Source organism: Peterkaempfera griseoplana, from assembly GCF_001418575.1.
GTDB classification, from domain to species: Bacteria; Actinomycetota; Actinomycetes; order Streptomycetales; family Streptomycetaceae; genus Peterkaempfera; species Peterkaempfera griseoplana.
On sequence record NZ_LIQR01000095.1, the window covers coordinates 7,810 to 33,762 of the forward strand.

Annotated in this window: 28 protein-coding genes, 1 tRNA gene and 7 pseudogenes; 19 read left to right on the plus strand and 17 right to left on the minus strand. The window is 68.7% G+C overall.

Going from position 1 to position 25,953, the window contains the following annotated elements; all coding sequences use genetic code 11:
• Window positions 1–20: 20 nt before the first annotated feature.
• Window positions 21–1,451 carry an alpha-amylase gene (locus tag AOK09_RS07785; RefSeq protein WP_055586382.1) on the minus strand — a complete coding sequence of 477 codons (1,431 nt, stop codon included), beginning with the start codon at window positions 1,449–1,451 and terminating at the stop codon, window positions 21–23.
• A 454-nt stretch (window positions 1,452–1,905) separates the two neighbouring features.
• Between AOK09_RS07785 and AOK09_RS43090 the strand changes: the two genes are divergently transcribed.
• Window positions 1,906–2,121: a DUF6368 family protein gene (locus AOK09_RS43090; RefSeq protein ID WP_157875825.1), complete on the plus strand. Its 216-nt coding sequence runs from the start codon at window positions 1,906–1,908 to the stop codon at window positions 2,119–2,121.
• A complete protein-coding gene (locus AOK09_RS43095; RefSeq protein WP_055586384.1) occupies window positions 2,121–2,459 on the plus strand; it encodes a DUF6368 family protein in 339 nt (112 codons plus the stop codon). The genes AOK09_RS43090 and AOK09_RS43095 overlap by 1 nt, the downstream gene beginning before the upstream one ends.
• Before the next feature lie 26 nt (window positions 2,460–2,485).
• Here AOK09_RS43095 and AOK09_RS41805 read toward each other — a convergent pair.
• A pseudogene (locus tag AOK09_RS41805) lies at window positions 2,486–2,763 on the minus strand (IS630 family transposase); the annotation flags it as partial.
• Between the two features lie 78 nt (window positions 2,764–2,841).
• Complete coding sequence (gene wrbA / locus AOK09_RS07800; RefSeq protein WP_055586385.1) at window positions 2,842–3,459, minus strand: NAD(P)H:quinone oxidoreductase; 618 nt, start codon at window positions 3,457–3,459, stop codon at window positions 2,842–2,844.
• A 698-nt stretch (window positions 3,460–4,157) separates the two neighbouring features.
• On the opposite strand from wrbA, the gene AOK09_RS07805 reads away from it, so the two are divergent.
• The 3 genes from AOK09_RS07805 (at window position 4,158) to AOK09_RS43600 (ending at window position 6,484) form a co-directional block, all read left to right on the plus strand.
• Window positions 4,158–5,243 (plus strand): alpha/beta hydrolase, encoded by a 1,086-nt coding sequence (locus AOK09_RS07805; RefSeq protein ID WP_245687167.1) that lies wholly within the window; start codon window positions 4,158–4,160, stop codon window positions 5,241–5,243.
• Window positions 5,244–5,774: 531 nt separating this feature from the next.
• A complete protein-coding gene (locus tag AOK09_RS43595; RefSeq protein WP_055586386.1) occupies window positions 5,775–6,344 on the plus strand; it encodes a hypothetical protein in 570 nt (189 codons plus the stop codon).
• The gene (locus tag AOK09_RS43600; RefSeq protein WP_169797002.1) at window positions 6,341–6,484 is read left to right on the plus strand and encodes a hypothetical protein; all 144 of its coding nucleotides are present in this window, start codon (window positions 6,341–6,343) and stop codon (window positions 6,482–6,484) included. The genes AOK09_RS43595 and AOK09_RS43600 overlap by 4 nt, the downstream gene beginning before the upstream one ends.
• A gap of 1 nt (window position 6,485) precedes the next feature.
• On the opposite strand, the pseudogene AOK09_RS43830 reads toward AOK09_RS43600, so the two are convergent.
• From AOK09_RS43830 to AOK09_RS07820, 3 genes and pseudogenes are all read right to left on the minus strand, one after another.
• Window positions 6,486–7,063, minus strand: a pseudogene (locus AOK09_RS43830) (IS701 family transposase); the annotation flags it as partial.
• 93 nt (window positions 7,064–7,156) lie between these two features.
• Window positions 7,157–8,380: a sensor histidine kinase gene (locus tag AOK09_RS07815; RefSeq protein WP_169797003.1), complete on the minus strand. Its 1,224-nt coding sequence runs from the start codon at window positions 8,378–8,380 to the stop codon at window positions 7,157–7,159.
• Window positions 8,374–9,033, minus strand: a complete 660-nt coding sequence (locus AOK09_RS07820) for a response regulator transcription factor (RefSeq protein WP_055586387.1) — start codon at window positions 9,031–9,033, stop codon at window positions 8,374–8,376. Before AOK09_RS07820 ends, AOK09_RS07815 begins: the two co-directional genes overlap by 7 nt.
• Window positions 9,034–9,273: 240 nt before the next feature.
• On the opposite strand from AOK09_RS07820, the gene AOK09_RS07825 reads away from it, so the two are divergent.
• From AOK09_RS07825 to AOK09_RS07850, 6 genes are all read left to right on the plus strand, one after another.
• Window positions 9,274–9,801, plus strand: coding sequence for a hypothetical protein (locus AOK09_RS07825; RefSeq protein ID WP_245687168.1), 528 nt, complete (start codon window positions 9,274–9,276; stop codon window positions 9,799–9,801).
• Window positions 9,798–10,928 (plus strand): efflux RND transporter periplasmic adaptor subunit, encoded by a 1,131-nt coding sequence (locus AOK09_RS07830; RefSeq protein WP_055586389.1) that lies wholly within the window; start codon window positions 9,798–9,800, stop codon window positions 10,926–10,928. The genes AOK09_RS07825 and AOK09_RS07830 overlap by 4 nt, the downstream gene beginning before the upstream one ends.
• Window positions 10,929–10,936: 8 nt before the next feature.
• On the plus strand, window positions 10,937–11,602 hold the full coding sequence (locus AOK09_RS07835; RefSeq protein WP_217698399.1) for an ABC transporter ATP-binding protein: 666 nt from the start codon (window positions 10,937–10,939) through the stop codon (window positions 11,600–11,602).
• On the plus strand, window positions 11,599–12,822 hold the full coding sequence (locus AOK09_RS07840; RefSeq protein WP_055586391.1) for an ABC transporter permease: 1,224 nt from the start codon (window positions 11,599–11,601) through the stop codon (window positions 12,820–12,822). Before AOK09_RS07835 ends, AOK09_RS07840 begins: the two co-directional genes overlap by 4 nt.
• A gap of 182 nt (window positions 12,823–13,004) precedes the next feature.
• Window positions 13,005–13,523 carry a hypothetical protein gene (locus AOK09_RS38890; protein WP_157875827.1) on the plus strand — a complete coding sequence of 173 codons (519 nt, stop codon included), beginning with the start codon at window positions 13,005–13,007 and terminating at the stop codon, window positions 13,521–13,523.
• A 91-nt stretch (window positions 13,524–13,614) separates the two neighbouring features.
• Entirely contained in the window at window positions 13,615–13,926 is a 312-nt protein-coding gene (locus AOK09_RS07850) for a hypothetical protein (RefSeq protein ID WP_055586393.1), read from the plus strand.
• Between the two features lie 436 nt (window positions 13,927–14,362).
• Here AOK09_RS07850 and AOK09_RS40745 read toward each other — a convergent pair whose 3' ends face one another.
• On the minus strand, window positions 14,363–14,587 hold the full coding sequence (locus AOK09_RS40745) for a hypothetical protein (protein WP_169797004.1): 225 nt from the start codon (window positions 14,585–14,587) through the stop codon (window positions 14,363–14,365).
• A gap of 92 nt (window positions 14,588–14,679) precedes the next feature.
• Here AOK09_RS40745 and AOK09_RS07855 point away from each other — a divergent pair.
• Window positions 14,680–14,964 (plus strand): annotated as a pseudogene (locus AOK09_RS07855) (transposase); the annotation flags it as partial.
• A gap of 59 nt (window positions 14,965–15,023) precedes the next feature.
• On the opposite strand, the gene AOK09_RS07860 reads toward AOK09_RS07855, so the two are convergent.
• On the minus strand, window positions 15,024–15,479 hold the full coding sequence (locus AOK09_RS07860) for a GNAT family N-acetyltransferase (protein WP_055586394.1): 456 nt from the start codon (window positions 15,477–15,479) through the stop codon (window positions 15,024–15,026).
• Window positions 15,480–15,828: 349 nt separating this feature from the next.
• On the opposite strand from AOK09_RS07860, the gene AOK09_RS07865 reads away from it, so the two are divergent.
• From AOK09_RS07865 to AOK09_RS43610, 3 genes and pseudogenes are all read left to right on the plus strand, one after another.
• Entirely contained in the window at window positions 15,829–16,104 is a 276-nt protein-coding gene (locus AOK09_RS07865; RefSeq protein WP_055586395.1) for a hypothetical protein, read from the plus strand.
• 123 nt (window positions 16,105–16,227) lie between these two features.
• Window positions 16,228–16,488, plus strand: a pseudogene (locus tag AOK09_RS37445) (transposase); the annotation flags it as partial.
• Window positions 16,478–16,708 (plus strand): integrase core domain-containing protein, encoded by a 231-nt coding sequence (locus AOK09_RS43610; RefSeq protein ID WP_107101266.1) that lies wholly within the window; start codon window positions 16,478–16,480, stop codon window positions 16,706–16,708. The pseudogene AOK09_RS37445 and the gene AOK09_RS43610, both read left to right, overlap by 11 nt.
• Before the next feature lie 66 nt (window positions 16,709–16,774).
• On the opposite strand, the pseudogene AOK09_RS07870 reads toward AOK09_RS43610, so the two are convergent.
• Window positions 16,775–17,691: pseudogene (locus AOK09_RS07870) on the minus strand (SDR family oxidoreductase).
• 151 nt (window positions 17,692–17,842) lie between these two features.
• Between AOK09_RS07870 and AOK09_RS07875 the strand changes: the two are divergent.
• Window positions 17,843–18,742, plus strand: a complete 900-nt coding sequence (locus AOK09_RS07875; RefSeq protein WP_055586396.1) for a LysR family transcriptional regulator — start codon at window positions 17,843–17,845, stop codon at window positions 18,740–18,742.
• 48 nt (window positions 18,743–18,790) lie between these two features.
• Here AOK09_RS07875 and AOK09_RS41820 read toward each other — a convergent pair.
• Window positions 18,791–18,993: pseudogene (locus AOK09_RS41820) on the minus strand (response regulator transcription factor); the annotation flags it as partial.
• 193 nt (window positions 18,994–19,186) lie between these two features.
• Entirely contained in the window at window positions 19,187–20,023 is an 837-nt protein-coding gene (locus AOK09_RS07880) for a DUF1963 domain-containing protein (protein ID WP_245687169.1), read from the minus strand.
• Window positions 20,024–20,187: 164 nt separating this feature from the next.
• Between AOK09_RS07880 and AOK09_RS41825 the strand changes: the two are divergent.
• Window positions 20,188–20,334, plus strand: a pseudogene (locus tag AOK09_RS41825) (IS701 family transposase); the annotation flags it as partial.
• Window positions 20,335–20,356: 22 nt separating this feature from the next.
• On the opposite strand, the gene AOK09_RS39990 reads toward AOK09_RS41825, so the two are convergent.
• Genes AOK09_RS39990 through AOK09_RS07895 form a run of 3 tightly spaced genes read right to left on the minus strand, consistent with a single transcriptional unit; the run spans window position 20,357 to window position 22,048 of the window.
• Window positions 20,357–20,536 (minus strand): hypothetical protein, encoded by a 180-nt coding sequence (locus AOK09_RS39990; RefSeq protein ID WP_055586398.1) that lies wholly within the window; start codon window positions 20,534–20,536, stop codon window positions 20,357–20,359.
• A 31-nt stretch (window positions 20,537–20,567) separates the two neighbouring features.
• Window positions 20,568–21,434 carry a metal ABC transporter permease gene (locus AOK09_RS07890; protein WP_055586399.1) on the minus strand — a complete coding sequence of 289 codons (867 nt, stop codon included), beginning with the start codon at window positions 21,432–21,434 and terminating at the stop codon, window positions 20,568–20,570.
• Window positions 21,431–22,048, minus strand: coding sequence for a metal ABC transporter permease (locus AOK09_RS07895; protein WP_245687170.1), 618 nt, complete (start codon window positions 22,046–22,048; stop codon window positions 21,431–21,433). The genes AOK09_RS07890 and AOK09_RS07895 overlap by 4 nt, the downstream gene beginning before the upstream one ends.
• A 68-nt stretch (window positions 22,049–22,116) precedes the next feature.
• Between AOK09_RS07895 and AOK09_RS07900 the strand changes: the two genes are divergently transcribed.
• Entirely contained in the window at window positions 22,117–23,463 is a 1,347-nt protein-coding gene (locus tag AOK09_RS07900) for an MFS transporter (protein WP_055586400.1), read from the plus strand.
• Window positions 23,464–23,487: 24 nt separating this feature from the next.
• Window positions 23,488–24,246, plus strand: coding sequence for an SDR family NAD(P)-dependent oxidoreductase (locus tag AOK09_RS07905; protein ID WP_055586401.1), 759 nt, complete (start codon window positions 23,488–23,490; stop codon window positions 24,244–24,246).
• Between the two features lie 354 nt (window positions 24,247–24,600).
• Here AOK09_RS07905 and AOK09_RS07910 read toward each other — a convergent pair whose 3' ends face one another.
• The 3 genes from AOK09_RS07910 to AOK09_RS43410 form a co-directional block, all read right to left on the minus strand.
• Entirely contained in the window at window positions 24,601–24,879 is a 279-nt protein-coding gene (locus AOK09_RS07910; protein ID WP_055586402.1) for a hypothetical protein, read from the minus strand.
• A 25-nt stretch (window positions 24,880–24,904) separates the two neighbouring features.
• A tRNA-Gly gene (locus AOK09_RS39995) sits at window positions 24,905–24,995 on the minus strand.
• 269 nt (window positions 24,996–25,264) lie between these two features.
• Window positions 25,265–25,953 (minus strand): FAD-dependent monooxygenase (locus AOK09_RS43410; protein WP_175609273.1); only part of this gene is annotated, 689 nt, incomplete at its 5' end.

Sequence of the window (25,953 nt, forward strand, 5' to 3'; positions counted from 1 at the left end):
GGGGGCGGCCGGTCCGCCGGTCAGCCGCCGGCGCCCACGTAGAGTGCGATCGCGTCACCCGCACCGACCGTGGCGGTGAACTGCCCGGAGGAGTTCACCGTGTACTTCGGGCCCGTGCAGCCGCCACCGCTGCTCGGGTCGCCGTGCTGGACGTCGCAGTAGCTGCCGGCCGGCAGTGAGGTCTGGAAGGTCTGGCTGATCGAACCGCCCTCGTGGTTGATGGCGACGTAGCCCTTGCTGCCGCGGCCGAAGGCGATGGCGTTGTTGCCGTTGGCCCACCAGTTGGTCACCGCCGTGCCGGCCGTGGCGTTGCGGAAGCCGACCATGTTGGCGATCTGCTGCCACCGGTGCTGGCACTTCCAGCCGTCGCTGTAGCAGGCGTTGACGGTGCCGCCGTTGGGCGGGCCCGAGTCGTTGTCGGAGAACTCGTAGCCCGAGTAGACGTTGGGCGAGCCGTAGGGCCAGGCCAGCATGTAGACGTTGGCCAGGGTGTAGGTGTTGCCGGCCTTGTAGTTCAGGGTGGAGCCGTTGCGCTCGGTGTCCCAGTTGTCCACGAAGGTGCGGGCGTTGGCGCTGGGGAGATAGCCCGCCCCCCAGGAGGCCCCCCAGGTGCTGAGGGAGGCCAGCTTGTCGCCGGTGAAGATCCGCTTCAGGTCGAAGGCGCCCATGAACTCGTCCACGTCGCCGGTGCCGGTGTACTCGCTCGGCTGCACCGCCTCGCCGGAGCCGTAGATGACCTCCTGCGCCCAGAAGATGCCGGGGTTGCTCAGCTTGGCCTTGATGGCGGAGAGGTCGCTCGCGGCGATGTGCTTGGCGGCGTCGATGCGGAAGCCGTCCACACCGTCGCCGATCAGCTTGTTGAGGTACGCCGCGATGGTGGAGCGGACGTAGTCGCTGCCGGTGTTCAGGTCCGCGAGGCCGACCAGTTCGCAGTTCTGGACGTTGTCGCGGTTGGTGTAGTCGCTGATGCTGGTCCGGCAGGAGTGGAAGTCCTGGTCCTGGTAGTAGCCGGGGTAGTTGTACTTGGTGTACTGCGTGCCCGCGGTGCCGGTCCCCGACCCGGACGACATGTGGTTGATCACCGCGTCGGCGATCACCTTGACCCCGGCCGCATGGCAGGTCGCCACCATGCTCTGGAATGCGGCCCGGTCGCCCAGCCGGTTGGCGATCCTGTAGCTGACCGGCTGGTAGCTGGTCCACCACTGGGAGCCCTGGATGTGCTCCTGCGGCGGGGAGACCTCGACGTAGCCGTACCCCTTGGGACCCAGGACGTTGGTGCACTCCCGGGCCACGGAGGAGAACTTCCACTCGAAGAGGGTGACGGTGACGTCCTTGCTTCCGGGCGGTGTCGCATGCGCGAGCGGCGCCGAGGCGAGGCCGCCGACCAGCGAGGCGGCCAGCGCGACGGAGAGGGTGGCAGCGCGGAGGCTGCGCGGGGTTCTGGTGATCACGGCGTCTCCGGGGTGGGGGTGGAGGCAACGCTTTGCTGAAACTTGCCGAAAGTCGTTCCGCAGCTGGAACCTAGGGCCAGGATGTGGGCACGTCAATACATCCGGCAGAGACAGCGGAACCCCTACATCCGCCGGGTCGGGCCGCGGGCGTGGAGACCGGCATCCCCGCAGGTGGCGAGCGCCCGTGTGGTTTCCCCGAGTCCGGAACCGAACGCAGTCACGGGGCCGGCCTCGCGGCGTGGAACGTGCTCCGCGGCGGCGAAGCCTCCGGCTCGCGGTCATCGCTGCGCCGAACCGGTGGCGGCGCTCCGTGCGGCCACCCGGGCCGCCACGGCCGCCGGCCCGACGTACGGCCTGTTCCCGGTTCGGCGGCGCGCAAGGCCGTTGGCGTTGGGAAGGCGACGGCGCGGGCCTGGCCGACCTGTCGGCTTGCCGAGCCGTTAGGCTCCCGGGCGTGGCTGGTCCGACATTGGTGATCGAACTGGCGAAGCCCGTATCGCGGGCTGCGCTGGACGAGTTCCACACGCTGATGCGCGGGCTCTCGACCCACTTCGAGCAGCCGCGCCCTGGGTTCTTCGACGTCAACGTGCCCGTGGAGCGGTCGGCATTGAAGCGGCGACGTTCGCTTCACCGGAGGTCGACGGTCGTCGCCCCTTCCTGGTCCACCTGATGGGGCCGGGGATCGGCGACGAGAGCGTCTTCAAGGCCGAGCACGAGGACGAGCCCCGGGTAGAGGCAGTTCTCGGCTTCGAGCCGACCTATGCTGTGAATATCAGCGCCGGCTGCAACCGTGGGATCGACCACGTGGCCACCGCACTGCTGACCGCGGCGGTCGTCGACGTCCTCGGGGGCGTGGTCAAGGCCGAACTGATGGAAGGACAGGAGGCCGTGGTGGCCGGATTTCCAGGGGTGCTCGGCGTCACCGACGATGGGTTTCCGATGGTGCTCGGCACTGCGGAGTTTCTGCGAGCCTGGGTCGCGCAGCCCGGCTTCCGGCTGGTCAAGTAGCCCGGGGCGGGGCCGACACCCTGGGGTTACGCGGCAGGAGCGGGTCTACCGCTGATGCCTTCCACGATGCGGATGCGGGCGCCTTCGCGGCGTTGGGCGGCGAGCACGTCGCGATGACGGGTGTTCGCATTCCGCCGGCGCAGACACGTGTGCAGGGCCCGGGTCCGGGCGGTGTGGTTGCGGTGGTTCGGGTTCGCGATCGTGAAGGGCGCAGCGATCCGAAGTGGGCCTCGATCGGGTTGGCCCAGGACGCGTACGCCGGGGTGAAGCACAGTTCGACGCGGTTCTTCTTCGCCCAGCGCCGTCGGCTCGTGGTGGACGGCGTGCCGGAGGCACCTGACCTCTCTCCGGCACGCCGTCGCTCAAGGGGTGTTGCCGGGCGTCAGGCGCCCAGGCCGTTCTTCAGGGCGGTGGCGAGCTTGACGACGCGCTCGGCCTGAATGCGGGCGGCGGTACGGGTGGCGTCGCCGACCGGGTTGTTGCCCTGGGCGTCCACGTGGGAGGTGCCGTAGGGGTTGCCGTCGACGAACTTGGCCGGGTCGGTGTAGCCCGGGGTCACGATGATGCCGCCGAAGTGGTGGATAGAGTTGTACAGCGCCAGCAGGGTGGACTCCTGGCCGCCGTGGGTGGTGGCGGTGGAGACAAAGCCGCTGTAGACCTTGTCAGCCAGCTTGCCCTGGGCCCACAGGCCGCCGAGGGTGTCAATGAACTGCTTGAGCTGCGAGGAGACGTTGCCGAACCGGGTGGGGGTGCCGAAGATCACGGCGTCGGCCCACTCGACGTCGGCGGGCGTGGCCACCGCGACCTCAGCGGTAGCAGCATGGTTCGCCGCCCATGCCGCGTTGGAGTCGATCGCCGACTGCGGCGCCAGCTCCGCGGCCTTGACGAGGCGGACCTCGGCGCCGGCCTTCTCGGCCGCCTCTGCGATCTCCTTGGCGATCTCAGTGATGGTTCCGGTCGAGGAGTAGTAAACGACGGCGAGCTTGATCGGGGTGGTCACAGCGGTTCCCTCCATAGGGGCGTGCGAAGCGGTCGTTCCGCGGCTGCGGCGGAAGAAGCCCATAACGATGAGTTGCCTTCGAATGAACGGGCAGGGCGATGGACCCGGGTCCAGAGAGGACCTCCAGGCGCCACCGTTGAAGCTTAAACCACTTTTGTTGAATGGTGAACCACGGTGCCCGCCCGACGCGTGTCCACCCTGGTTGTCGGTGTGCTCCTCACCCCGGCCGGGAGCCGCTGCACATACCTGGCCGGGTCGTCCGCCACGCAGTCGGCACCTACCGCCACGAGGTCAGGAAGGATGCGCTGGTCATCGCCCACCCGGCGTACGCCGGCACGACGAACGTGACCGCGTCGCGCCGCCCCCGAAGGCCACTGGCCATGTACTGGGAGCGACAAGCAGGTCGACCCGATGCCCGCGCGTATCCCCGGCACCACCCCTGACCGAACCGGCGACCGCGGCCGGCCATCGCGTGCCGACCGGAGGCGGAACGACCATGCCGACGACGGAGATGCCGAGCGTCGGCAGCGGTCGCTCGACCTTCCGTGGCCGCTGCACAACGGTCGAACCTCCAAACCGTGGCGCGCCGCCTGCCACTCCTCGGAAGGCTTCCGGCACCCGGTCGGAGCAGTCCGACGAGCCCGCGGCCACCAAGGATGGGAACGATCGTTCGAGGATCCCCTTGGAAGGAGGATGCCATGAGCGCCTGTCCGCGCCGCTGCGCACTCCGTCTGCCCATGAGCGCCCTGGCTGCCCTGGCCACCACCGCCGCGCTGTGTACTGCGGCTCCGGCCGCCCACGCCGCCCCGCCCGCAGCGCCGTGCGGAAAGCCTCCCGTAAGGCTGGAACCCAGCAACCAGCAGTTCCTCAACAAGCTGGCCGCCGCAGACGGCCCCCCGATCCAGAACCTCACCCCGGCCGCCGCCCGCAAGGTGCTGAACGATCTCCAGGCCGCCTACAAGGCCCCGGTGCTCCCCGCCGACGTCACTGAGCGCACCATCCCGGGCGGCCCCACCGGTTCGGTCTCCGTGCGCATCGTGCGGCCCAAGGGTGCCACCGGCAAGCTGCCCGTGGTGATGTACTTCCACGGCGGTGGCTGGGTGCTCGGAAACGCGGCCACCCACGACCGGCTCGTCCGGCAGATCGCCAACGGCGCCCATGCCGCCGTCGTCTTCGTCAACTACACGCCCTCACCGGAGGCGAAGTACCCGGTCGCCAACGAGCAGGCCTACACCGCCACGAAGTGGGTCGCCGAACACGGCTCCGAGATCAACGTCGACGGGTCGCGGCTGGCTGTGGTCGGCGACAGTGTCGGCGGGAACATGGTCGCCGCCATCACCCTGATGGCCAAGGAACGAGGCGGACCGCACTTCGCCGAGCAGGTGCTGTTCTACCCGGTCACGGACGCCGCGTTCGACACCCCGTCCTCCCAGCGTTTCGCCACCGGCTGCTGGCTCACCAAGGCCGGGATGAAGTGGTTCTGGGACAACTACACCACCGACAGGGCGAAGCGCGCGCAGATCACCGCCTCCCCGCTGCGGGCCACCACGGCGCAACTGAGCGGCCTGCCCCGGGCCCTGGTGATCACCGACAGCGACGTCCTCCTCGACCAGGGCCGGGCTTATGCCGCCAAGCTCCGTGCCGCCGGGGTCCCCGTCACCTACACCCACTACCCGCGAGTCACGCATGACTTCGCCATGCTGAACGCACTCGCCGGCACACAGTCCGCAAAGGCGGCGGTCGCCCAGGCCAATGTCGCGCTTCGCAAGGCTTTCCACGACTGACCAGCCGGCCCGACTCCGGCTGAGGCCGGCCTCCACGTCCAGCATCCGTACACGACGTGGAGGCCGGCCTCCCTGGCGTTCAATCCTCCAGACCGGCGGCCGGGACCCGAGGCATCGGACCGCAGGGCTTGCGGGATACGACACCCGCAGCATGTGTGCCCGCGCCTGAAGCAGTCCTGCTCAGCTGCGGATGCAGGACCGGCATTGATTTGAGCCATGCATCTCCCGGGCAAAACGCGACGAATAGACCGGCCCTCTGGGCACCTGCCGGAGGTCTCTCGCACCTCCACGCCGCAGGTTACCGCCGGGCGTTGCCGCGATCTTTGGCCGGTGACCTGCCTGGGCTGGGGTCGAGCATCGCCAGGGGCCATCCACTGGTCGCGAATCGAGCTGACTCCCGCCTGCCCGCCTCTACAGTAAACGGACGCGGTTCGTGACCCGCCGTCTACCCAATCGTGCAGGCCCGGCTCGGCCAGGAGGGTCGCGATATCCGCTGGCGGGGCAAGCCTGCGCGGGTGTGGGATCGGCACCGTGGATGACTTCGACGGCAGCATCATCGAGGGCTACGGCCCCGTGCCGCATGCCCGTCTGGACGAGGCCGGAGATCTGCACGCTCCGTTGCAGGCCCTGGTCGGCCAGAAAGTCAGCAGGGCGTGGGCGGTGTGGATCAACGAGGAAACGGAGCGGCTGGAGTGGTATCCCGTCCTGCTCGAAGTCGGCGGGCAGCGGACGGTGGTGTGGCCCGACGAGAACCACGGCCTGGCGGTCACCTGGGGCCCATTCGACCCCGCCGACGACCCGAGATGGCTGCCCGACAACGACTTGACCCTGCAGTGGCGCTCCGATGCTCACCCCGCGCTTCCGGAAGTCGTCGGCAGCACAGTGACAGCGGTCGGGCTGACCGAGTCCCTCCTGCCCTCGCGCGAGGTCGTCGATTACCCCCGACCCCCTCTCTCAGGGTGGGTGCTCTCCGGACTGGTGCTCGCCACCGGAGCCGGCAGGGGTCTGTGGATCCACATCGATGGCGAAAACGTCGGCCTGCACTCTGGCCTGCCACCTCGCCACCCGCACCACCGGACCACCTGGCTGCCCATGCCATGACCGCCGGCAACGCCCTGACCGCCCTCGTTCGCGTGGCCGACCTCGGCATCGATGCCCGGCGTCCCCTCGGTGCGAAGAAGATCGGCGAGATCGCCCGCGGGCGGCCCCGCGAGGAAGACTGCGGCGACCGCCCGGACTGACAAGGCCCGCGTCGCGGGCCTTGCGGGCGAGGTCGGCCGCGATCTGCAGTTTGGTGCGGAACGCGGGGTCGTTCCTGCCGCCGGCGAAGTGGGGGGCGGGGGTGTAGGGGCAGGCATGGACCGGGTAGTAGACGCGTTCGTCGGCCCAGCAGCTGGTGACGCTGACGACGCCGCGGTCGATCTTCCCGACCGAGCCGAGGTACTGCTTGCCGACGTGCGCGGTCGCGGTCCCCGCCTTGCGGTCACCCGAGTCGTCGAGCACCAGCACCCCACCTGTGTGCGGCGCGGTCGCCGGGTCGGCCAGCAACAGCTCCAGGCGCCGGGCGTCGACCATCCGGGTCCCAGGACGACTCAGTGAGGAAGAACTGCAGCCGCTGCACCGCCGGGTGCTGGGCTCCGGCGACCGGGCTCGGTCCCGGCCAAGCACGTCAAGGTCTTGTTCCGGTCCCGCGGCAGCAACCCGGACAGATACTCGCGAAGGCCCCGCCGCTGAGCCAGCGACTTGAACGCGTCGTCGAATCGCACCGCATAGTCCTCAAACGGTCCCGGAGCCGGCGGGCACGGCAGCCGCCTGGTCACCACGGCCTCCCCTGAGCAGCGCAAACACCCCGCACCGTTCATCTACCACGGGGCTGACCCCACGTCAACAAACAACCGTTTGCAACGGAGCTACTACTTTCGCGTCCGACCCTCGGGAAAGGTGACCGTGATATGCAGACCTCCCTGTGGGCCGGGCCGGGCGTCGATGTCGGCTTGGTGGGCAGCGGCGATGGAGCTGGCGATGGACAGACCCAGGCCGTGGCCGTCGCTGCCTGTGCGGTCTGGGGCTAGTCGGCGGAACGGTTCGAAGAGATCGCTGATGCGGTCCTGGGGTACGAGCGGGCCGGTGTTGACCACGGTCAGTCGGTCCGCTTCAGTGCGCACCGTCGCGCTGCCTCCAGGGTGGTTGTATTGGACGGCGTTGCGCAGCAGGTTGGCGATCAGGTGTTTGAGTAGAACCGGGTCGCCGTTGACGGTCAGCGGAGACGTATGTGCGGTGAGCGCAACCCCGTGTTCGGCCGCGAGGGGGCGCAGTTGGTCCGCGACCTGGGCTGTCAGGGTGGCGAGGTCGGTGGGTTCGGTTTCGCCGAGGCCGCCGTCGCTGCGGGCGAGCAGCAGCAGGGCGCGGACGAGGTGTTCCGCGTTGTGGTTGGCTGCGAGCAGGTCCTCGCGGACCTCGGCCAGTTCCGGGGTGGTGGGGTCGGCGAGGCCCACCTGGATGCTGGTGCGCTGAACAGCCAGTGGGGTGAGCAGTTCATGGGAAGCGTTGGCCACGAAACGGCGCTGGCTGGTGAAAGACCTTTCGAGTCGGTCCAGCATGGCGTCGTAGGTGTCGGCCAGTTCCAGCAACTCGTCTTTGGGGCCGTCCAGTTGCAGGCGTTCGTGCAGGTTTTTCTCGCTCATCCTGCGTGCTGCCCCGGTCACCTCCCGTAGCGGTCGCAGTGCACGGCCTGCCAGCCACCAGCCCATGACTCCGGACAGGAGCGCCATCACGGCCAGGCCGACGGTCGACCACAGCAGCATCTGCTGGAGTGCTGCGTCCTGGATGCTCTGGGAGATCTGCACCAGCGATTTGTCGATCTCCACAGCTTCCGGTGCGGTTGTGCGGTGCGGTGGGGCGGAGGCCCGGCCCGATGGGGTGGTCGCCGATTTCGCCGGGGCTGGAGCGGGTGTCGTGGCGGGCGCCCCTACCTGCTGGATCTTGAGCTGCGACACTTCCTGGACGGTCCCGTGACGGGCCAGTGCTGCGACGAAGATGAGTACGGCAGCGCCTGCCAGGAAGAAGAGCGCTGCGAAGGCCGTGGCCAGCTTGGCGCGGAAGGTCATCTTGGCGCGCAGCCGCAGCGGGTTCAGCACAGCCGGTACCCCGTTCCGTCGTCGGCGGAGATCACCCCGGGTCCTCCGAGCTTGGTGCGCAGCCGGCTGACAGTGGCGCGCACTGCGTTGGTGCGTGTGCTGAGGTTCTCGTCCCATGCGCGATCCAGTAGTTCGCGGTGGGTGACGGGAGCGCCCTGGGCCTCCATGAGGAGCCGAAGTACCGCGTATTCCTTGGGTGTCAGCTCGACCAGGCGTCCCTCGACGCGAACCTCGTGTCGGGCCCGGTCGATCTCGATGCTCCCGTGGCGCAGCCCAGTCGTTGCAACAAAGGGGACGCGTCGACTCAAGACTCTAACCCGAGTCACTAGTTCGGCGAAGTCAAAGGGTTTGGGCAGATAGTCGTCGGCGCCGAGATGGTCGAGGCCGTAGACCTTGTCCTCCAGTGTTCCGGCTGCAGTCAGCATCAGGATGCGCGGCGGGTTCCGAAGCTCCCGCAGCCGGCGGCAGACCTCGTCGCCGCTGAGCACCGGCAGGTCACGGTCGAGGATGACCACGTCGTAGTCGTTGAGCAGGCAGAGCCGTTCGGCCACGTCCCCGGAGTGGGCGATGTCGACGGCGATGGCCGCACGTCGAAACCCTGTGGCGAGTGTGCGGGCCAGGATGTGGTTGTCTTCGGCGATCAGGACCCTCATGGGGCGTCGGCTCCTCGCACGCACATTCAGGCGCGTTGGTCATCGGTACGCAGTAACGGCCGATATTAACAAATCGAACAGATCGGACCTGCTGTGCGCCATGAAACCAGAGTGGCGATTACAGCGGGATAAGCGAGGCGTCGGCAGTCCTGAGCAATGCGCTCTTTATCTCCCTGCTATCGCAGTCCTGCTTTTCTGCGGGGGTATCCCTCTTCCGTCTCCATCCTTGTGAGGCTCCCCTTGGCCAGTTCGTTCACTTTCCTGCGCACCCGTGTCCCGCTCGCGGTCGGTGCGCTGGCCGCCGCCCTGGCCCTGTCGGCGTGCGGCTCGGGAAGCTCCGGCAGTCAGGTCGCCAGCGGCGGCGGGAGCCGGACACCCAGCGCCGGCTCATCCCAGAAGAGCAGCGACCCACAGCAGGCCCGGCTGCAGTACGCGGCCTGCATGCGCAGCAAGGGCATCGACATGCCGGACCCGGGCGCGAACGGGACACAGGTCCAGGTGCCCTCCAACCCCGCGAAATTCGAGGCCGCAGCCAACGCCTGCCAGCACTTCCTGCCCAACGCCACGGGGGAGGGCGCCGGCGGCTACAGCGCCGCGCAGCGGGCCCAGGACCTGAAGTTGGCGCAGTGCTTGCGCAGCAAGGGCGTCGACGCCCAGGACCCGACCGCGGACGGCAAGATGAACATCCCCGACGGCGACTCGCAGAAGACCCAGGACGCACTGAAGGCGTGCGGCGGGGGCACCGTGCAGGGAAAGGCGGGCCAGTGACCGCCGCCATCGAGAACAGCGCGCAGGTGCATGACGAGAACCCCCGGCGCTCCCGCCGCCGCAGGCACCGCGTCACCTGGCTGACGGCTGTGCTGGCGGTCGCCGCGGTCGGCGGCGGGACGTTCTACGCAGTGAACGGTTCCGGTCCGGCCCCGACGTCCACCGCCAGCGCTCCGCGGGAAAGCACCGCTACCGTCACCCGGCAGACCCTGGTCAACACCCAGCAGGTCGACGGCACCCTCGGCTATGCCGGCTCCACGACGGTGAAGGGCCAGCTCGCGGGCATCGTCACCGGCCTGCCCGGCATCGGCAGCACCGTCTCCCGTGGCGGGACGCTGTACAGCGTCGACGGCACCCCGGTAGTCCTGTTGTACGGCTCCATCCCCGCCTACCGCGACCTGAAGCCGGGCGACAGCGGCGCGGACGTCCGGCAATTGGAGAGCAACCTCCAGGCCCTGGGCTACGACGGTTTCACCGTCGGCGACCGCTACACCAACGCCTTCGCGCAGGCCGTCGAGCGCTGGCAGAAGAACCTGGGACTGCCCGCTGCCGAACGGACCGGAACGGTAACGCTCGGAAGCGTCGTCTACGCAACCGGCGCACTGCGGATCGGCACCCACAACGCCTCGGTCGGCGACTCCGTCGGCCCGGGAGCCCCCGTGGTCACCGGCACCTCCTCCCATCGGCAGGTCCACGTCGACCTGAACATCGACTACCAGTCCCTGGCGGCGAAGAACGCGAAGGTCACCGTCCAACTGCCGAACGGCACGACCGTGAACGGCACGATCACCTCGGTCGGCACCACCGTCACCACGACCCCGGGCACCGGCGGCAACCCCAGCACGTCCACCATCGGCGTCGACATCGCCTTGGCCGACGCCGACACGGGCGGCTACAGCGCGGCGCCGGTCACAGTGAACCTGCAGAGCGCCGAGAAGAAGGACGTCCTCACAGTGCCGATCACCGCATTGCTCGCACTCAGCGAGGGCGGCTACGGCGTCCAGGTGACCGGTGCCGACGGTAGGTCGACCATCGTCACCGTGACCCTCGGCATGTTCGCCGACGGCCGAGTGGAGGTCACCGGCCCCGGCCTGAAGGCCGGCACCGTGGTTGAGGTCGCGCTGTGAGCCGCGCCCTGGTGGAACTGCGCGAGGTCGAGCATGTCTACCCCGGCGGCACAAAGGTCCTGCACGAGGTGTCTTTCCGCGTCGACCACGGCGAGTTGCTGGCGATCGTCGGGCCGTCCGGCTCGGGGAAGTCCACCCTGCTCAACCTGATCGGCACTCTGGACGTGGCCACCTCCGGCACCGTCACCATCGACGGTCACGACGTATCCACCCTCAAGGAGAGCCAGATCTCCGCACTGCGGGCCCGCTCCATCGGCTTCGTCTTCCAGCAGTTCTTCCTCGCACCCGGCACGAGCGCCCTGGACAACGTCGCCGACGGCCTCCTCTACTCGGGCGTATCCCGCAGAGAGCGCCGCGACCGCGCCGAGCAGGCCCTGCGCCGAGTCGGCCTCGGACACCGTCTGGACCACCGCCCGCACGAGCTGTCCGGAGGCGAGAAGCAGCGCGTCGCCATCGCCCGCGCGGTCGTCGGCGACCCACCGCTCCTGCTCGCCGACGAGCCGACCGGTGCCCTGGACACCACCTCGGGCGCCGGGGTGGTGGAGCTCCTGCGCGAACTCAACACCGGCGGCACCACCGTTCTGGTGATCACCCACGACCAGGAACTGGCCGCCTCGCTTCCCCGCCGCGTACGCGTCCTCGACGGTCGGATCAACGAACAGGTACTGCTGTGAACACCGGACGCCTTACCCCTGTCCTCGCCACCCGCCTTGTTCCCCGCCGCCTCAGCCCCGCCGACACCCTGCGCGTGGGCAGCGCAGGCCTGCGGGTGCGCCCCACCCGGGCGCTGCTGTCCGCCCTGGGCATCGCCATCGGCATCGCCGCGATGGTCGCCGTCGTCACCATCTCCTCCTCCAGCCAAGCCGCCTTCAATGCCCAACTCGCCTCGGTCGGAACAAACCTGCTCACCGTGACCCCCGGACAGGACTTCATCGGCAACTCTGCGCCGCTGCCCGTGGACTCCGTGCACATGGTCGAACGGATCGGTCCGGTCAAGTCGGCCGCGGCCACCGGCAGCCTCACGAACGCCAAGGTCTACCGCAGCGACCATATCCCCGTGGAGGCCAGCGGCGGCATCGGCGTTCTCGCCGCCGGGCTCGGGCTCCCCTCGACGGTCGGGTTGAAGATGGCAGCCGGAACATGGCTGAACGCCGCCCAGGAACGCTACCCGGCGGTCGTACTGGGAGCGACTGCCGCCCGGACATTGGGGATCGACCGCATCGGCACCCAGATCTGGCTCGGCAACCACTGGTTTACGGTCACCGGAATCCTTCAGCCGACAGTCCTGGCACCCGAACTCGACGCCTCGGCGCTGGTCGGCTGGGACGCTGCCAAGACCATGCTGAGCTTCGACGGCAGGCCGACCGAGATCTACGCCCGCAGTACCGACAGCCAGGTCGTCCAGGTCAGCAATGTCCTCGCACCTACCGTCAACCCGCAGAACCCCAGCCAGGTCAAGGTCTCCCGCCCCTCCGACGCGCTCAGCGCCAAGAAGGCAGCCAACAACGCCTTCACCGGGCTGCTCGTCGGAATCGGCGGGATCGCCCTGCTGGTCGGCGGCGTCGGCGTGGCCAACACCATGGTGATTGCCATCCTGGAGCGACGCAGCGAGATCGGCCTGCGCCGCGCCCTGGGCGCCACCAGGGCCCAGATCCGAACTCAATTCCTTGTCGAGTCTGTCATGCTGTCCGCCCTGGGCGGGGCCAGCGGGGCGGTGCTGGGCGCGGCAGTCTCAGCCGCCTACGCCATCCACCAGGGCTGGCAGGTCGTCATCCCACCATGGGCGCTGGGCATCGGCGTCAGTGCCACCATTGCCATTGGTGCCTTTGCCGGTTTGTGGCCCGCCATCCGGGCCGCCCGCCTCGCCCCACGCGAAGCCCTCGCAGGACAGTAGGGCGCCCGACCGTGGTCATCGCGCGCCCCAGGAGGACTCGACCGCTACTCAGCGAGCGGCACGCGTACCAATGGCGGCTCTGTCGGGAATCTTGAGATCTGGGGTCATTTGCCTTGCCGCCACCACAGCGGCGCGGTTCACACGCGCAAGGGCCGCCCGAACCCTCGGGCGGCCCTTGCGCCGTGGAGGTGATCCTGGTCCACGCCGAAGACGGCAAGGTCGGCCTGCCCGTCTACCCCGGGATCGCGGCCGGTCTCCCCGTCGGCGAGCAGCACGGCACCTGGCACTCTCTCCGCGTCGACCGGGCGCTCGACGCCTTCGTCCACGTCCGGGCGCTCGCCCAGGGCCAGGGACACACGCCTGGCGGCGAATGCCGCGACTGCCCCGCCGAGACGCTGGCCGTTGGCGATATCGGGGTCGAGCAGGTCGAGGCCGGTGAAGTCCTGGCCTTCGACGGGCCGCTTCCCGCCGAGGCGGGCCGTCACCAGTCGGTGGTAGAGAAACAAGAGGGTGGAGTAGACCGGCTCGATGTTGGCCTTGTCGAGGTAGCGTCGACGCAGCGCGCGGGCGTCGGCTTCGTCCTTGGCGATGAGGATGACGTGCCCTTCGGTCTCCTGGAACGCCCGGCCTGCGCGGCCGGCGGTGTTCCATCGCGGACGCTGAGCTGGCCGGCGGGCCGCGGTGGGTGCCGGACACGATGACGCTCTTGGTGGGTAGGTTCATGCCCTGCGAGAGGGTGCTGGTCGCGCACAGGACGCGCAGCGCGCCGTCGCGGTAGGCGCGTTCCAGGCAGTGTCGAACAGCTTGGGGTACTTCGGCGTGGTGGTAGGCGAAGCCCTGCAGCACCATCGCGGCGAGTTCGCGGTCCTCGCCGACATGGTCGACGATCTCCCGGTGCGCCTCCTCACGCAGTCGGCGGATCCTGTTGGCCGCGGCACTCTGGTCTTCAGGGCTCGGCCCCCGGCCTGCGGTATCCGAGCTTCGGAGAACCTGCTGCAGGGCCCGGGCGGTGGGCTTGGTCGGGGCTGCGATCAGCACCGGACCGAGCCGGTCGAAGTGGAGGGCCAGGGCCGCGGCGACATCCTTGGGCGCGGTGGGGAGTGATCCACAGGTATTGACAATTACTCCTTCACCCGCTGGGACGGGCTCGTCGTCCGTGACGCCGGCATCTCGGCCATGGTGAGAGTATCATCGATAACCACGGTGCGATTCACCGCACCCGCACCGCCTCCACCAGCGAAGCCTCCTCCGAACCAGTCTCCGATACTCTCCGTGCGTTCCTCGACCAGCTACGCAGCACGGTCCTGCGCTTCACCCGCACCGGAGACCCCGGCGCCTTGTAAGCATCGAAGTCCGCACCATGAGCCTGGGAATCACCGGCCGGATCGCCGCTGGGGAGCCGCTGACCAGAGCAGAGTCCCCGGCCGACCGCTGGTGCACCGTATTCCGTTGCGCTGCGGTTGACCGTGGCTGACCGTCCCGTCTGGCACGGATCTGGCACACCTCCAGCACGCGGGTCAGGTCAGCAACTGCGGCTGGCTCAGTTCCGGGTCCGAAGGGGTGACCCCATTCCGTGGGCGTCGAGTCGGGTTGTGAGCTCCGCTTCCTGGGACGCGGTGACCGTGGCGCACAGGCCGGTGCCGGTGTCGCTGGCGCTGTACACCGCGACGCCTCGGCTCCATGCTTCTACATGGATGCTGTACGGCGCGAGGGCCATCAGGAGGTCGAACTGCGCGTCGTCACGGACGTCCACTTCGATCCCCATCCCCGGGTCGTAGTCGAATCCAAGGGCTTTGCGGCCGGCGCCGATGCGGAGGGCCTGCTCATAGAACGGCAAAACCTCTGCGGGCCAGGGCCGACGCCGAGGAACTGCTGGCGTTCTACGACTTCCCCGCCGAGCACTGGATCCACCTGCGGACCACGAACCCCATCGAGTCCACGTTCTCCACGGTCAAGCTGCGGACCAAGGTCACCCGCGGAGCCGGCAGCCCGGCCGCGGCCCTGGCGATGGTGTTCAAGCTCGTCGGGTCCGCCCAGGACCGCTGGCGCGCGATCACCGGCGCCGACCTCGTCGCCCTGGTCCGCTCCGGCGCCAAGTTCGAGAACGGCGTCCTGCTCGAACGAGAGGAGCTGGTGGCATGAGCACGCGTGTTGCGGCCGGCTGGCGCGCTCCCCTCCACTGTCAGGATCCGTCTCACCATTCAGCGGGACGCCGTCCGCTGAAGGAGCTGCCGGGACGACTCGAAGCCCAGCCGTTCGTACACCGGCACTGCCGCGCGACCAGAGTGGACTGTCACGCGAGCGGCACCGAGGAACGTCGCGTGCTCCGAAGCAGCCTCCACCAGTGCCGAGCCAATCCCCTGGCCTCGCTGCTCAGGCATGACGAAGACGCTCTGGATGTCTGCGGACAGCCGACTTGTCGCTCCAGGTCTCGGCACGCGGGGGACGAGCGCGACCCAGGCCATGCCCACGATCTCCGGCCGAAGGAGTCGAGCCACGAACGCCAGGTGCGAGTGCCGATTTGCAGCCCACCATTGCGCGAGATCCGACGCGAATGCGTCAACGGCCCGCTGCTCTGGCTCCTCCTTGCGGGTGTCCAGCCACAAGAGCCGAGCCAAGTCCGCGACGTCGTCCGCATTCGCCTGGCTGATGATCACAAGGTGAGTCTACCGGCGGCGTGGAGCCGATAGCGGTTGGTAGCCGTCCGTCGGACATCCCACGCGTCGTTCTCCGCTCCGCCCACACTGGCCAGCCGGACGAGCTGTGAGTGGGTGGTTCGTGAGTCTTTGTCTCGTTCCGCGATCGCCGGGTCTGTGACATAGGGCCGGTTTACGGGTTCGGCAGATCGGGCCGTTTTACGAGAGCGCGGACGCAGCGGGTTCGGATCGGTTCCGCGGTGGCGGCACGCTCTGATCCTTTGGGGCGAGACGAGATCCCTTCTGCCGCTCCAGCCCCTCCCGTAAGAGGGGAAACTGGTGGCCGGCCGTCAGCCCCTACCACGTCGCCATGCCATTTCTGCTGATCCGTCAGAGGTTCCACGAATACGTGCGGTGGCGCGAGGCATTCGACTCCCTGGATGACCAACGTCATGCTCTTGGACTCGAAACGGTTGCCGTCACTCGGAACATGAGCGACCCGACCGAGGCCGTTGTCCTGTTCCGCTTCGATGACATCGAGCAGGTCAGGAAGCACTTCCCTTCTCCGGCACTGGAGGATGCCTGGCGGCGTGGTGGTGTCGTCGAAGGCAGCAACCAGGTCACCTTCCTGCGGGAGGACGACTGATGTGGGGACTCCAACTGGTGACAGAGCGGTAAGTGGGCTGATGTCTGGCCTGTCGTCGCTAGAACGTGTGGACCTGCGAGGTTCGGACTGATCGGCGGTTTTCGCGGTGCTGGAGTGTGCGCCGTGAGCGACCGCCAGCCATACAAGAGTGACTTGTCCGATGAACGATGGGCCCTGATCGAGCCGGTGACCACCGCATGGAAGGCCCGGCGCCGTTCCGTCAGCGGCCACCAGGGCAGCTACGACATGCGGGAGATCGTGAACGCTCTGCTGTACCAGTCCCCTACGGGCTGCCAGTGGGAGTACCTGCTCCATGACCTGCCGCCTGCCGGCGCGGTGAAGTACTACTTCTACAAGTGGCGGGACGACGGCACTGGACAACGCGGCCGCGGAGTCGTTCCACTCGGTCCTCAAGGTCGAGTACATCCAGCGCCACACCTTCGCGACCCGGGCCGAGGCCCGGCGGAAGACCGTCACCTGGATCACGGACTTCTGCAACCCCCGCAGGCGGTACAGCGCCGCTGGCGGGAGGCCACCCGCCGAGTTCGAACGGATCATCCAGCAAGCACGCGCCCAAACCGAGCACAAGGCCCGGGCTGCATAACCAAGGTCTCCACGCTTGCAAGGGATTGCCGGCGGCCACTTGCCCTTCACGGCGCTTGATGCAGCACTACATACCGTCGAAGTAGTGGCCCTCCTTGATGTCCGCGATCAGCGGGACGTGCGTGGGTCGCCAGCCCAGGCGCCGCTGTGTCAGCGCGCTCGAGGCCGGAGTGTCGATGGACACCAGTGGGCCGAGAAAACCGAAGTGTTCGCCTGCGTCCACGGCGGCGATGCCGGCAACCGGCAGATTCAGCCGGCGGCCGATCTCCTCGGCGATCCCCCTGAAGGGCACCCCCTCGTCGCCGACCCCGTGCATTCGCGAGCCGGCCGGAGCGCCCTCCACGGCGAGCCGGTACAGGTGTGCCGCGTCCAGGCGGTGGACCGCGGGCCACCGGTTCGATCCGTCACCGACATAGGCGGACACGCCTTTCGCCCGGGCGACGCCAATGAGAGTGGGTACGAAGCCCTTGTGGTCTCCCTTGCCGTGCACCAGCGGCGCGAGCCGTAGTGCGGCCGAACGTACGCCCCGCTCCCCCATCGCGATCACAGCCTGTTCGGTGGGAACCCTCAGGGCCCCGGCCCCGAGCTTTTCCACGTCGGGCACATCCGCTTCCGTGCCCGTGCGGCCGAGGGCCAGGCCCATGGTTCCCGAGGTCACCACGAACGGTTTGCCGGTGCCTTCGAGTGCTGCCCCGATCGCCTGGACGGCGCCGAGTTCGGCCCGGGCGCGCGCGGCCGGATCCGTGGTCTCGCTGATGTGCTTGTTGGCGGCGTAAATGACTCCGTCCGCTGCAGTGGCGCCCGCGCGCAAGCTGTCGTGGTCTTCCAGATCGCCGCGGTGCACCTGTGCGCCGACCGCCGACAACGCCGCGGTGCGGACGAGTCCGAGCGTGCGAGGCCGATCACCTGATGGCCTGCTCCGAGGAGTTCGCGGACAACGGCGGATCCGATGTACCCGGTGGCACCCGTGACAAAAACGCGCACGACGACGATCCCCTTGCGGTGGTGAGTGAGTGGGCCGGGCCGCGGAGAGCGACGGGCCTGTGCCTCAACGGTAGGAAGGGGAGATGCCGCGCGTCCAAGTCCTGTTCCGCATCGCGTGATACGAATCGGTTATCACACGTAGCCTGCTGGTATGCCCCGCGAGTCCTCTCCCTCGGCAGACCTCGACCTGCGTCTGGTGCGCTACTTCACGGTGCTCGCCGAGCACGGCAGCTTCCACCGGGCGGCCGACGCACTGCACCTCGCCCAACCTTCACTGAGCCGGCAGATCCAGCGTCTCGAAAAGCGAATGGGCGTCCGTCTCCTCGACCGCTCGAAGCAGGGCAGCCGACTCACCGAGGCGGGCCGGATGTTCCTGCCGCAGGCGCAGGCGCTCCTGCGATCCGCACAGCAAGCCCTGGCGACGACCCGCGCCGCCGTGGGCCCAGACGCATTCACCCTGGGATACGTCGGCGGCCTCATCGTGACAGCCATGGTGCGTAACCTGCGCAAGTGCCGCCCCGACGTACAGGTCCACACGCTGCATCTGAACTTCGACCAGGTGAACGCGGCCCTCCTGGATCACCGGGTCGACGCCGTCCTCGCCCGGGAGCCGTTTCTGACCGACCATGTGGACGTAACGGCCCTGTACGAGGAGCCACGTGTCCTCATGGTGCCCACGTCCCATCGCCTCGCTTCCCGCAAGTCGGTCACCGTGGACGACTTCGCCGACGAAGCCCTGATCCGGTACGCCGACGCCGCGTACGACGCCTTCTGGCGGCTCCATCCGCGCCCGGACGGGCGTCCGACACCCGAGGGCCCACTCGCCCTGACCACAGCGGACAAACTCGAACTCATCGCCGGGGGCCAGGCCCTCGCCCTCGCACCGGCCGGTGGCGACCACGCCCCTCTTCGGCCTGACCTCACCACGATTCCCGTCGAAGGGATCGAACCGTGCCGCGTGGTGCTCGCCACCAGGGCCCAAGACCGTCGTCCCCTCGTCAGGGACTTTCTCGCACTGCTGCGAGCCGGCTCATCGCGGCAGGAGACGTGACGCGCCCCGCCGGAAATCCGCGCTCCCCCGTCATGCCCGCAGGCAGACTCATGCCTGCAAGAAGGCCGGCACCGCCAGAACCCGCCGGTGCCGGTTGTCCTTCTTCGGCTGCTGGAGCCCGAGCTTGGTGAAGGCGTTGTTGCTGTGCTTGCTGACGGCCCTCTCTCCGTCACGAGCATGCGGGCAGCGATGGCGGCGTGGGAGCGGCCCTCGGCCATCAGCGACAGCACTTCAGGCTCGCGAGGGGTCATAGGACGGTATGTGAGCTGATGTCTGGTCTGTCGTCGCTAGAACGTGTGGACCTGCGAGGTTCGGCCTGACCGGCGGTTTTGGCGGTGCTGGAGTGTGGGCCGTGTCCGACCGCCGCTGGTGGGCTGCCGGCAGGGCTTGACGACCCCGGCGAGCCGCTGACCGCCCGTCACGGTCACCGGCTCGCCGGCCGGGTCAGGGGTTGTAGTAGCCGGTCACGTAGGTGCGGTCGAAGCGACCGGCCTCCAGGTCCGCGCGCTGGATGGACCACTGCATCCTCGTGCCTTCCCGGTCTGCGACATCCACATCCCAGTAAGCCAGCGCAACCCAGTCCTCAGCGGCGCCCGACACCGGCTCACCGCCACCCCACCGCCCTTGCTCGGCCTGCTGTACAGCGCAGCTCACGATCTCCTCCAGCGGGTCCGCCTGCGCTGCGTAGCCGCCGATCTGCAGATGCCCGTCCCTGTCCACGACGTCTCGCCAGACATCTTGGAGCCCGTCCTGGTGCGGGAAACCGGGAGGTGACTGGTCCGGCAGGTCCGGTTCGACTGTGACTCTCAACTCGCCCTGCGGGAAGTTGTCAAAGTTCTCCCGAAACTCGCCGACGCCGTTGTCCTCGTAGGCCGTCCAGGTATATCTGTCGCGCTCTGTCACCGGGGTGCCGGCCGGGACATAGACGGCATGGCCGCGGTTGTCGCCGTCCCACAGCTCCCAGATCTCGGCGAAGAGCAGCAGGCGTCCGTCCGGCGGCAGAGGAAGGTCCGTCGAGCCCTTCGGCAACGCGGCGAAGTCGATGTACCCGACGTACGGGTGCCTGGGGTCCGGGACGTCGGCGGGCAGCAGCAGTGGCCCGCCGAACCTCCCCGCGACCGGCCCCTCTCCGTCCAACCTGAGGATCGCGCAAGGCCGGGCGTGGCCGATCCACCGGTCCACCTCCTCCGCCGGTATCGGGTCCACGCCGTGGAACACACTCCCCACCTCAACGGCCCTCGTCCGAAAGGGAATCAACGCTTCACGAAGCTCATCTGTCACACCGGCAAACGTAGTCGCCGCCACCGACATTGATGCTGATATTCAGGTCCCGGCGGTTGTGGCCCAGCCACTGACTGACGTCCTGCTGGACTGTCTCCTGGTTGTTCTGTCCGATCGCCGGGACCTGTTCTCATGGCTCAGGCCGGACGGAACATGACCTGATCCTGCTGTCCTGCAACGAGATCTGCCGCCTGTTCACCGCGCTCGTCGTCCGGTCCGTCCGCGACGCGACCCACCGGCTTGTTTGGTCCGACTGGCGCCGCCGCCACCAAGCACGTTCACGCACCAGTCACTACCGGCGACAAACCGCATCCCAGACATGGAGATCACGATCTACAGCTGGAGTATTAGGCCGACCCTGGTGCCAGCGGCGATCAGCCGGACGTGCAGGGCCTGGGCGCTGACGAAGTCCTCGGTGTCGATCAGGGCGCGCAGCACGGTGGCCCGCTGCTGGGTCGGTCCCCCGATCAGAGCGGCCTCTCCCAGCCCTTTGGTGGTGTCGGTGCCAGTCACAGAGTCCTCACGGATCGCGTGGGCAGGGTGGTCAGGTGGTCAGCGTCGCGGTGTGGCGGGCGGTGGGGTGTGTGAGGTAGGTGGCGGCGTAGACGAGGGTGGCGGCGGCCATGATGGCGAAGCTGGGCGGGCACTTTGGTATCCAGGCGGCTGCCGCAAGCCCGGCCCACATCTCCGCGACCGCGAGTGCGGCCGCCAACACCAGGCCGGGGAAGGGACGGTTGGTGAGTCGGACCGCCGCGCCTGCCGGGGCGGCCAGGAGCCCGAGGAGCAGCAGTGAGCCGACGGCCTGCGTCGCCTCGCCCGCTGTGACGCCGACCAGGACCAGGAAGGTCAGTCCCAGCGCCTTCACCGGCACGCCACGCGCCGCCGCCACGTGCTCGTCCAGGGTGGCGAAGAGTAGTGGACGGGCGATCAGCAGTACGAGCGCCGATACGGCCAGTGCAATGAGGATCGAGACAAGGGTCCGGCCGCCGTCCAGGCCGAAGATGGACCCGAACAGCACCGTGGTTCCCGCGCCGCCGTTGCCCATGCCGCTGGCTGAGGTGGTGTAGAGGGTGAGGAAGAACGAGCCGAGGCCGAGGATCCAGGCGAAGGCACTGCCGATGACCACGTCGTCGGCCTTGCGCCGATGGGCGATGCCGGCGAGCAGCAGCCCGACCAGCACACACGCCAGGAACAGGCCGAGGCGCAGGTCGTATCCGACCGCGAGGGCGGCCATGGCACCGGTGAAGGCGGCGTGGCTGAGCGCGTCGCCGGTGAAGACCTGGGCGCGTAGCACCAGGAAGTAACCGACCAGCCCGGCCGCGAGTGCGATGAACGTGCCGGCCAGCACGGCGTGGTGGAAGAACGGCTGGGACCAGGCGGTGGCCGCTGCCGAGGCGATGTAGTGGTTCATGCGGCACCTGCCGGGATGGTCTCCGCGGCGCTTCGGTGGGCAAGCGCGGTGTCGAGCAGTCGAGCGCCGTGGGCCACGAGAAAGAGCGTGAAGGTGATCGTGGTGACGAAGAAGCCGAGCGGGTAGGGCCAGTACCACGCGGCGACCAGCCCGGTCCAGGTCGCCGCGGAGCCGATCACGACGGTCAGCAGCAGGCTCGGTCCCGGGCGCTTGGTGAGCACCTGCGCGGTCGCCGCCGGCAGCACCATCAGGGCGAAAACCAGGAGGATGCCGGTGATCTGCGCGGTCCCGGCGGTGGCCGCGCCGAGCAGGACCAGAAAGGCGACCGACAGTGCCCGTACCGGTACGCCGCGGGCTGCGGCGACGTGCGGGTCGACGGAGGCGAAGAGCAGGGGGCGGCCGATCAACGCGAGCACGACCAGCGTCACGGCGGCGGCTGCCGCCAGGGTGATGACCTGCCCGGTGGTGATGCCCAGGAAGCTGCCGAACAGCAGCGACTGCGGTCCTTGCAGCAGGCCTTTGTAGAGAGCCGTGAAGAGGTAGCCGCAGGCGAGGAGGAACGCCTGGACCACGCCGGTGGCGGCCGACTCAAGGCTGGACTGACTCACACCCACGGAAACCACCGGGCTCCCTTCCGCACGCTCAAATAATGAATCGATCGGTCAAATATCAGGAGGAAGGCATGACTGCCACGGGCGCTGCCCGCGTCGCGACTATGCAGCAGCGTTGCGCCTTCGTCCTCCTCGGTAGCGTCCAGACCACGCTGATCTTCACACTCGCTGCGCTCGCCATACCGCTGCCCCTCATCGGGCGCGAATTCGGCCTGGAGCGCGCAGACTTGATCCTGCTCAGCGCTGCCTACGGACTGACCTTCGCAGGGCTACTGCTCTTTGGCGGACGCCTCGCGGACCGCTATGGCGGGCGGCGTGCCCTCACCGCAGGCCTGGTCCTCTTCGCCGCTGCCTCGGCCGCCGCCCCGCTCGCACCCAGCATTGGGACATTACTCGCCGCACGCTTCGCGCAGGGCGCGGGGGCGGCTCTGATCGCGCCCGCCGCAATGGCCGTGTTGCGCGCCGTCTTCCCCACCCCACCCGCGTACGGCAGGGCGATGGCCACCTGGGCCGGGCTCTCGGTACTCGGCGCGACCGCGGGCAATCTGCTCTCCGGCGTCATCTCAGCACTGCTGTCCTGGCGTTGGACCTTCGCCGTACCACTCGTGGTGGCCCTCGCAGCCCTCGCCCTCACGCCCCGGCTGCTGCCGGACACCACGCCGAGCCGGAGCAGGACTCTCGACCTGCCGGGTGCTCTGCTCGCCACCGCCGCGATCACCCTCGCCAGTTACGGGCTCATCGTCACCGATACCCGCTCCTGGTCGTCAGTCGGCGTGCTCGTGCCGCTGCTCTGCGGGGCCGTACTGCTGGCCGCGTTCTGGTACGCCGAGCGCCGCGCCCCCGACCCGCTGCTGCCGCCCAGCTTCCTGCTCGGCCGGCGGCGGGTCCTCGCTCTCGCGGCCATCGCACTGAGCGCTTGCGGAACCGCGATGACCTTCGTGGTCCTCTCGCTCCAACTCCAGCAGGCGCGCGACTGGTCACAGCTGCAGACCTCGGCGGCGTTCATACCGTTCGCTGTTGCGCTGATCGCCTCGGGCCTGGCGGCAGGACCTCTTATCGGCCGGTACGGGGCCCGAACCGTCACAGCGGCCGGGCTCGGCATCGGCTCGGCCGGGCTCGCCCTCCTCGCGCTCACCGGGATCGCCGCGCACATCTCATACGGGTATGGACTGCTGCCGGGCCTCGTGCTGCTGCCGATCGGCACCGCTGCCTCCTTCGCGGGAGCCGCCGTACTCGCCACCGAAGGCGTGCCGCAGCAGCAGACCGGGCTCGCGGGCGGCGTGCTGAACACCGCGATGGAATTCGGCCCGACCGTCCTCTTCGCGATCCTGCTCACGCTCGGCAGCGATGCCTCGTCCCTGGCCGCAACAGGGGCCGCTCTCGCCGTCGTGGCCCTCCTGAGCCACCGCACCAAGTAATCCATCATTCAAGGAGCCACCGAAATGAACCGCTTCACGGGCAAGACCGTCCTCGTCACCGGCGCAGGCTCCGGCCTCGGCCGCGCAATCGCGCTCGCCTTCGCCGCCGAGGGCGCATCCGTGGTCGCAGCGGGACGCACCGCGGCCTCCCTGGATGAGACGGTCAACCTCATCGAGGCCACCGGCGGCACGGCCACCGCCGTCACCGCCGATGTCACCGACTCCGGGCGGCTCCAGAACCTCGTACGCGAGAGCGTCACCCGCTTCGGCGGACTGGACATCGCGGTCAACAACGCCGGAATACTCCGCGGCACCGGACCCGTCGGCGAGGTGACCGAGGAGGACTGGGACGCGGTGCTGCGAACCAATGTCACCGGCGTCTGGCTGGCCATGAAGCACGAGATCGCGCACATGAAGAGAAACGGTGGCGGCGCCATCGTCAACATCTCCTCCAACCTGGGCGCACACCTGCGGATCCCGAACGTCGCCGCCTACATCACCTCAAAGGCGGCGGTCTCCGCGCTGACCCGCGCCGCCGCTCTCGACCACATCCACCAGGGCATCCGCATCAACGCCGTCAGCCCCGGCGCCTCCGCTGCTCCCATGTCGCTGCGACCTGGCGAGACCGAGGCCGACCGTGCAGAGCGAGTGAAGACAGAAAACCCGCTCGGCCGGGTCGCGGAAGCCGAAGAAGTGGCGGCCGCGGTGCTCTATCTCGCCTCGCCCGCGGCCGGCGCGATAGTCGGCGCCGACCTGGTCATCGACAGTGGATCCTCGGCCTGACGGTTCGTGGGCTTGGGCGCCACCCTTCCCCGTAGAACCTCCGCCGCACCGACCGCCCAACCCCTACGCTCGACTCCCCTGCCCCCGGCACACCCCACCGATGTCACCGCTGGAGGCCTTGGTCGCCTTCCCCAAAGGCACGCTGCTATCCCTTTCGGCCGTATCTCGGCTGGCCCCCACTTGGGCCGCTCGAGGCTCATGCTCACGGCCGAAGGTCTCCTCACATGGGTGGACAGGCGGGCGGCCCGCCCCCGAAGCGGGGGCGGGCCAGCAGCTTTGGGCGGTGGCCTGTCTGGTCTGGGGTCGAGTGTCGGACCTCGGTTTGCCTCGCACGGCACACAGAAGGCCCGTAGCTCACCCAGGCTCGCCAAACTCCGGCTCCTCCTCGTCGCCGACCATGTCAGCAATGAGGCAGCGACGAGCTTGCTCAAGTCGCTCTGCGTAGTTCGGCATGAAGATCTCGGGAAGGGTCGTCTCAAGGGGCCCGGAGATCGCGTATATGGCGGACCACACCGCCTTGTCCGGCACGATGGCGCTCAACTTGTCGGACCGCATCATCACTTCGTACAGCCAGTCAGACAGCACGAAGGCCTGATCGCGGCTGAGCTTTATGGTCACCGGTTCCTCGTCCACCCGGGCACCGTAGCGCGCGGTTCTGTGCCCCAGGCAGGAGCCGAACCTGCGACACCCGCTTCGGGAGCGCGGTGATCACGCTTCTCGCGTGGCCCCGACTTCGACGCCGGTGAGGCGTACTTCATCGGCAACGCGACGACCTCGGCGCCCATCGAGTACCACTGGCTGACGCATGGCGACCGCCACCCCTTCACGGCGAGGAGATAGCCCCCGCAATGGGGGGCGCTGGACGCTGCGCAGGAAGGACGACGGGTCGGCGAGCCGCACCGGGCGGCCACTGCCGTCGGTGGGCCGGTAGGGAGGTCCGGCGGGCCAGCGGCGGCCTTCTTTCTACGGCTCTCCGGCCAAGCGGCCTCTCCCCCGTCCCGCGACATGCACATCTGGTTCAGGAGAGGGCACCCGGCCGCCGGAAGACTGCGGGGACGGCAACCAGCGCCCTGCTCACCAGGGCTGTGAACTCTGCACCGCGACGGGGCGTTTCGGTCGCCCACCACACGCGTCCATCGGGCCGGACGAGAGCGGCCGTGACACCGGACCAGGCTTGGCCGCCAGTACGGGCGATGGGGCTGGAGTGGATCGGGATGCCTGCAGCAGCGGCTGTCACGGCCACCTCCGCGTCCACGGGATCGTCCCCCGTGACGAGAAGCACCGCACGGCCGCCGTGCAGCAGTGGGAAGACTCCCTCACCCTCCGGGTCGTGAGCGCGGGCACCGGTCAGCGGATGGGCTTCCGGATCGGCAGACTGGTAGACAACGTCGAGACCCGACAGCTTGCCCGCCAGAAGCGCGGAGAAGCCGGGCTCCTTGGCGATCGCCTCGTTCAGCATGGATCGCAGGGCAGTGACCTCTGGGCTCAAGCCGCTGATGAGGCCACCCTGGGCCAGGGTGTGCTCGGCCAGCTCCGCGCCCACCCGGTGGCGTTCGTCGTGGTAGGTGTCGAGCAGGGCACTGGCTGCGCGGCCCTGGACCACCGCGGCCAGTTTCCAGCCGAGGTTCATGGCGTCCTGGAGTCCGACGTTCAGGCCCACTCCGCCGGCCGGCCACTGGATGTGCGCCGCGTCGCCGGCCAGCAGGA

What these genes read in the sequence shown, in the direction of transcription:
- AOK09_RS43095 (WP_055586384.1), top strand. Translation starts at nt 2,121, where the DNA reads ATGGGGCCGGGGATCGGCGACGAGAGCGTCTTCAAGGCCGAGCACGAG.
- AOK09_RS07865 (WP_055586395.1), top strand. Translation starts at nt 15,829, where the DNA reads ATGCCATTTCTGCTGATCCGTCAGAGGTTCCACGAATACGTGCGGTGG.
- AOK09_RS07805 (WP_245687167.1), top strand. Translation starts at nt 4,158, where the DNA reads ATGAGCGCCTGTCCGCGCCGCTGCGCACTCCGTCTGCCCATGAGCGCC.
- AOK09_RS07820 (WP_055586387.1), bottom strand. Translation starts at nt 9,033, where the DNA reads ATGAGGGTCCTGATCGCCGAAGACAACCACATCCTGGCCCGCACACTC.
- AOK09_RS40745 (WP_169797004.1), bottom strand. Translation starts at nt 14,587, where the DNA reads ATGGGGATCGAAGTGGACGTCCGTGACGACGCGCAGTTCGACCTCCTG.
- AOK09_RS07900 (WP_055586400.1), top strand. Translation starts at nt 22,117, where the DNA reads ATGACTGCCACGGGCGCTGCCCGCGTCGCGACTATGCAGCAGCGTTGC.
- AOK09_RS43600 (WP_169797002.1), top strand. Translation starts at nt 6,341, where the DNA reads ATGACCGCCGGCAACGCCCTGACCGCCCTCGTTCGCGTGGCCGACCTC.
- AOK09_RS07905 (WP_055586401.1), top strand. Translation starts at nt 23,488, where the DNA reads ATGAACCGCTTCACGGGCAAGACCGTCCTCGTCACCGGCGCAGGCTCC.
- AOK09_RS07890 (WP_055586399.1), bottom strand. Translation starts at nt 21,434, where the DNA reads ATGAACCACTACATCGCCTCGGCAGCGGCCACCGCCTGGTCCCAGCCG.
- AOK09_RS07875 (WP_055586396.1), top strand. Translation starts at nt 17,843, where the DNA reads ATGCCCCGCGAGTCCTCTCCCTCGGCAGACCTCGACCTGCGTCTGGTG.